This window comes from Desulfobaculum sp., from assembly GCF_054921475.1.
This window is the reverse complement of record NZ_JBUDSW010000274.1, coordinates 1-4,519: the sequence shown is the minus strand read 5'-3', so window position 1 is coordinate 4,519 and position 4,519 is coordinate 1. Positions and strand designations below refer to the sequence as shown.

Genomic DNA, 4,519 nt, shown 5'->3' with positions numbered 1-4,519 from the left:
ACGCCAATGAACGACAACACCACCGACGTCAGGATGATGAGCGGCATGGCGAGCGAGTCAAACTGGGTGACCAGCACAAGGAAGATGAGGAACAGCGCGGCGGTGAATGCCTTGCTGAGGAAGGCCGTCGCCTTGGCCTGTTCTTCCTGCTCGCCCGTAAAGGAGTAGGCGTAGCCGCGTGGCCATGGGAAGTCCGCAAGGCGGGCCTCGATGTCGCGGATGATTTCACCGGCCAGACGTCCGGCCACGTCGGCGGAGACGGTAACCACGCGTTGCTGGTCGATGTGCTGAATGCCGCCAAGGCCGCTGGTGAGCGACACGGTCGCCACACTGGTCAGCGGGATGGGCGCGCCATCCGGGCCGGAAACGGTGAGACGGCGGATGCTTTCGATGCTGGTGCGGTCCCTGTCCGGGAGTTTGGCGACGATGTCGTATTCGTCCTTGCCCTCGCGGTAGGTGCCGACCTTCATGCCGCCGATGGCGGCCTTGACCGTATTGGCAATGGTGGCCGTGGACAGCCCCATAACAGCGGCCTTTTCCTTGTCGACGTCCACGCGGATTTCCGGCTTGCCTTCCACAAAGTTGTCTTTGAGGTCCACAAGGCCGGGGATGTCCTCGATGCGCTCTTCAATGGCGGTGACAATGCGTCCAAGCTCGTGGATGTCGTCGCCGCGTATTTCCATATTGATGGGCGAGCCGGTGGGCGGGCCGCTTTCTTCCTTCTCCACGCGGACCTCTGCGCCGGTAATGGCGCGTTGCAGGCGCTCGCGCAGGGCGTTGACGTCTGCGATGGACGAGCGGGAGCGCTCGTGGAAGTCCTTGAACTCCATGGTCACGGTGCTCACATGCGTGCCCGAACCGTCCGAGGATGACGGGTCCGCGCCCGAGGTGCCAACCTCCGTGATGGTGTGCGTGACGTTGTCGCACGTGCCTACGATGGCCTCCACCTGTTTCACAATGATGTCCGAGGCGTCAAGGTTCGTCCCAACGGGCGCCTTCACCGTGACATAGGCGCGCTGTGGGTCGGATTCCGGCATGAATTCAATGCCCTTGCCAAACATGCCAAAGGCAACGGCGGAGGACACAAGCGCCGCAACGGCAATGCCCATAATCACCAGCCGGTGGCTTAGGCTCCACGTCAGCACGCGGGCATAACGCGCCTGAGCGCATCCCAGAAGGCGTTCCACGCGTGTGGGCGGGGCGGTGCTGGGGCGGATGGTCTGAAAGCGCGCAGAGAGCACGGGATTGACCACCAGCGCCACAAACAGCGACCCGGACAGCGCCATGATGACCGTGATGGGCAAAAAGCTCATGAACTCGCCCATAATGCCGGGCCAGAAGATCATGGGCACAAACGCGCCCACCGTGGTCAGGGTGGAGGCGATAACCGGCCACGCCACCTCGTTGGTGGCGGACAGGGCGGCCTGCTGGCGCGTTGAACCGTCCTGCATATGGCGGTAGATGTTCTCCACCACCACGATGCCGTTATCCACCAGCATGCCCAGCGCCAAAATGAGCGAGAAGAGTACCACCATATTCAGCGTGATGCCCGCCGCCTGCAGCAAAATGAACGCAATGAGCATAGACAGCGGAATGGACAGCGCCACAAACAGCGCGGACCGCCCGCCGATGAAGACGAGCACCACGGCCAGCACCAGCACAAGGCCGGAGATGATGTTGTTTTCAAGGTCCGTCACCATCAGCCGGATGTCCTTGGATTGGTCCGAGGTGATATCAATGCGCAGGGACGGCGGCGCTTCGGCGCGCAGTTCATCGACAATGCGCTTCACCTTGTCCGTGATGTCGATGACGTTTTCGCCGCTGCGCTTTTTGATGGCGATGGTGACGCTTGGCGCTTCATCAAAGCGGCTGCGGGATGTTTCGTCCTTGGCGGCGTCCTTGATGGCGGCCACGTCGCGCAGGTACACGGGTTTGCCGTTACGTACAAAGGCGACGATGTTGTTGATCTCCGCCGGGTTGTCAAAGTCCTCGGGCACACGCACAAGGTACTTGGACGTGCCAATGTCCATGGACCCGCCGGGCATGTTGACGTTGGCGTTTTCAATAGAGCCGACCAGTTCGGAGAAGGGCATGTTGTAGAACGCCACACGGTCAAGGTCGAACAGCACGTGTATTTCGCGCTCCAGCCCGCCAATGAGTTCGGCGTCCAGCACGCCGGGGACGGCTTCAAACTTGTCCTCCATGTCGTCGGCGAAGCTCTTGAGGCGTTTGAGGGAGAAGGGACCGGACAGCACCACATTCATGATGGGGCGGTCCGAGAAGTTCATCTCCATCAACACCGGATCGTCCGGCAGGTCCGACGGCAGGTCGGGTTTGGCTTGGTCCACCTTGTCGCGGACCTTTTGCATGGCGTCGTCGATGTCCACTTCCGGTAGGAATTTGATGGAGATGACAGACTGCCCGTCGATGGATGTGGATTTGATTTCCTCAACGTCCTTGAGGCCCCGCAGCTTGCGTTCCAGCGGGATGGTGACCAACTCCTCCATATCCTCCGGTGCCACGCCCTCATAGGCGGTGGAGACGAAGATGTAGGGAATGGTGATGTCCGGGCTGGATTCCAGCGGCAGGGACACATAGGCCGTAGCCCCCGCCGTGACGATGAACAGCAGCAGGACCAGCACTGCGGATTGGCGTTTGAGCGCCGCGGTATTTATGATCATTGCACGTTGACCCGTGTTCCTTCCTCAACCTGTGCGTGCCCGCTGACAATAAGGCGGTCGCCTTCGCTCAGGCCGTCCAGAATCTGGATGCTGGTTCCGTTGACGACGCCTGTCGTCACCGTGCGGGCGCGGGCCATGCCGCCGTCCTCCACGAACACGACGCGCTCGCCGTTCTTGTCCTGAATAACGGCTAGGGGCACCGTGATGGCGTTCTCGATGATGCGGCGCGTCAGCGTTACGCGGGCCATCATGCCCGGGCGGATTGCGCCGTCGGCGTTATCCACCACCACGCGCACGCGGAAGGTGCGGGTGGCCTCGTCGGCCTTGCTCGCCACAAAGTCCACCGCGCCGTCCCATGTCCGGTCCGGCCATGCATCAATGCGCACAGCGGCCTTATCGCCGGGGCGCAGGTAGCGCACGTCCAGTTCCGGGGCGTTTACGATAATGCGGATGGTGGAGCTGTCCACAAGGTCCGCCACCGGGTCGCCCTCATGAATGTATTCCCCGGGGTCCACGTAGACTTCATCCACCACCCCGGACAGCGGCGCTTCCACGACGCCCTTGGCGTAGTCCGACTCGGCCTCGCGGACATTGGCGCGGGCCAGCGTCAGCTCCGTAGTGGCGCCGTCCAGTTCCTCGCGGGAGAGGACGTTTGCCTCAAACAGTTCGCGGCGGCGCGTTTCCTTGGCCTCGGCAAGGCGCAGGTTCGCCTTGGCGCGCTCCAGCGCGGCGCCAAGCGCCACAGCGTCAATACGCGCAATAGGCTGGCCCGACTGTACCGACTCGCCCCTGCGGACGCCGCGCCACTCCACCATGCCCGCGCGCTCAGCGGCAACGCGGACATCAGCGATGGGCTCGGTTTGTCCCGGCAGGGTAATGGCGTCGCGCAGGGCCGTGGGGGCAACCGTGTGGACCCGGATATTCACGCCCACCTTTTCCGGCGGCGCAGTCTGGTCCTGCGCGGTAGATTCGGCGCTGCCGCACCCGCCAAGGGCAACAAGCCCAAGGCACAAGCACGCAAGGCCGAGTAGTCTCAGCGGCATTGGTTCAACTCCTTAATGGCCCGGATTCCTCCGAGCGAAAATGCAATAATGTGATCCGCCAATTGGGCGAGATTGTCTTCCTCTGCAAGGGCAACCACTTCCTCCGGGATGTGGGCGATGCCCAGAAAATACTGGATACACTGCCCGACAATGCTATCCGCCGTAAAGTGGACAACACGCTCGGGCACATCCCCCAAAAGCTCCGCGACAATGGCGCGGAAGTACCGCTCCTCCTCGCACCACTCCTCAACACGGAGCGTTGCGCCGGAGCTTGGTTCCGCCAACTCCATCAGCACGATGCGCGTGCGCCGGATCCACATTTCGCGGTCCTCCAGCGCGCCGCAAAAGATGCGCCGCAGCATCGCGTTGATGAAAAAGCGGAGCCGCGCCTCGGCAGGCTGGCGCTCAACCGCCGGCGTGTGGTACGGGTACGACCTGTTCAGGTTCTCAATCCACCCGCGGAGCACCTGCGTGTAGAGCGATCGCTTGTCCCTAAAGTGGTAGTTCACCGCCGCAGGATTGGCGCCTGCGCGTGAACAAATATCCCGTATCGTGGCCTTTCGAAATCCCTTTTGCGTAAATACGTCAGAGGCGGCGGCCAAGATTCTCGCCTTGGTCCCGCCGTCCGTCTCCACAACCTGTCCCATGTCCCTCACCCTCTCCTCATCTCTTTGTCTCTCTCAAATGCTGTTTCAAACAGTGTTTGAAATTGGTGCTGGCGTCAAGTGAGAAGTGGGGGATGGGGCGGGGCGTAACGCAGGAGACAAGAAGATGCCTCCGGCGGCTCAAGGGTAT

Annotated in this window: 3 protein-coding genes; all 3 read right to left on the bottom strand. The window is 62.0% G+C overall.

Annotated features, from left to right (window positions below; translation table 11 throughout):
- Positions 1-2,681 (bottom strand): efflux RND transporter permease subunit (locus ACY69P_RS14430; protein WP_462327976.1); only part of this gene is annotated, 2,681 nt, incomplete at its 3' end.
- Complete coding sequence (locus tag ACY69P_RS14425; RefSeq protein ID WP_462327975.1) at positions 2,678-3,724, bottom strand: efflux RND transporter periplasmic adaptor subunit; 1,047 nt, start codon at positions 3,722-3,724, stop codon at positions 2,678-2,680. The genes ACY69P_RS14425 and ACY69P_RS14430, both read right to left, overlap by 4 nt.
- Positions 3,715-4,371: a TetR/AcrR family transcriptional regulator gene (locus ACY69P_RS14420; protein ID WP_462327974.1), complete on the bottom strand. Its 657-nt coding sequence runs from the start codon at positions 4,369-4,371 to the stop codon at positions 3,715-3,717. Before ACY69P_RS14420 ends, ACY69P_RS14425 begins: the two co-directional genes overlap by 10 nt.
- Positions 4,372-4,519 lie beyond the last annotated feature (148 nt).

What these genes read in the sequence shown, in the direction of transcription:
- ACY69P_RS14425 (WP_462327975.1), bottom strand. Translation starts at nt 3,724, where the DNA reads ATGCCGCTGAGACTACTCGGCCTTGCGTGCTTGTGCCTTGGGCTTGTT.
- ACY69P_RS14420 (WP_462327974.1), bottom strand. Translation starts at nt 4,371, where the DNA reads ATGGGACAGGTTGTGGAGACGGACGGCGGGACCAAGGCGAGAATCTTG.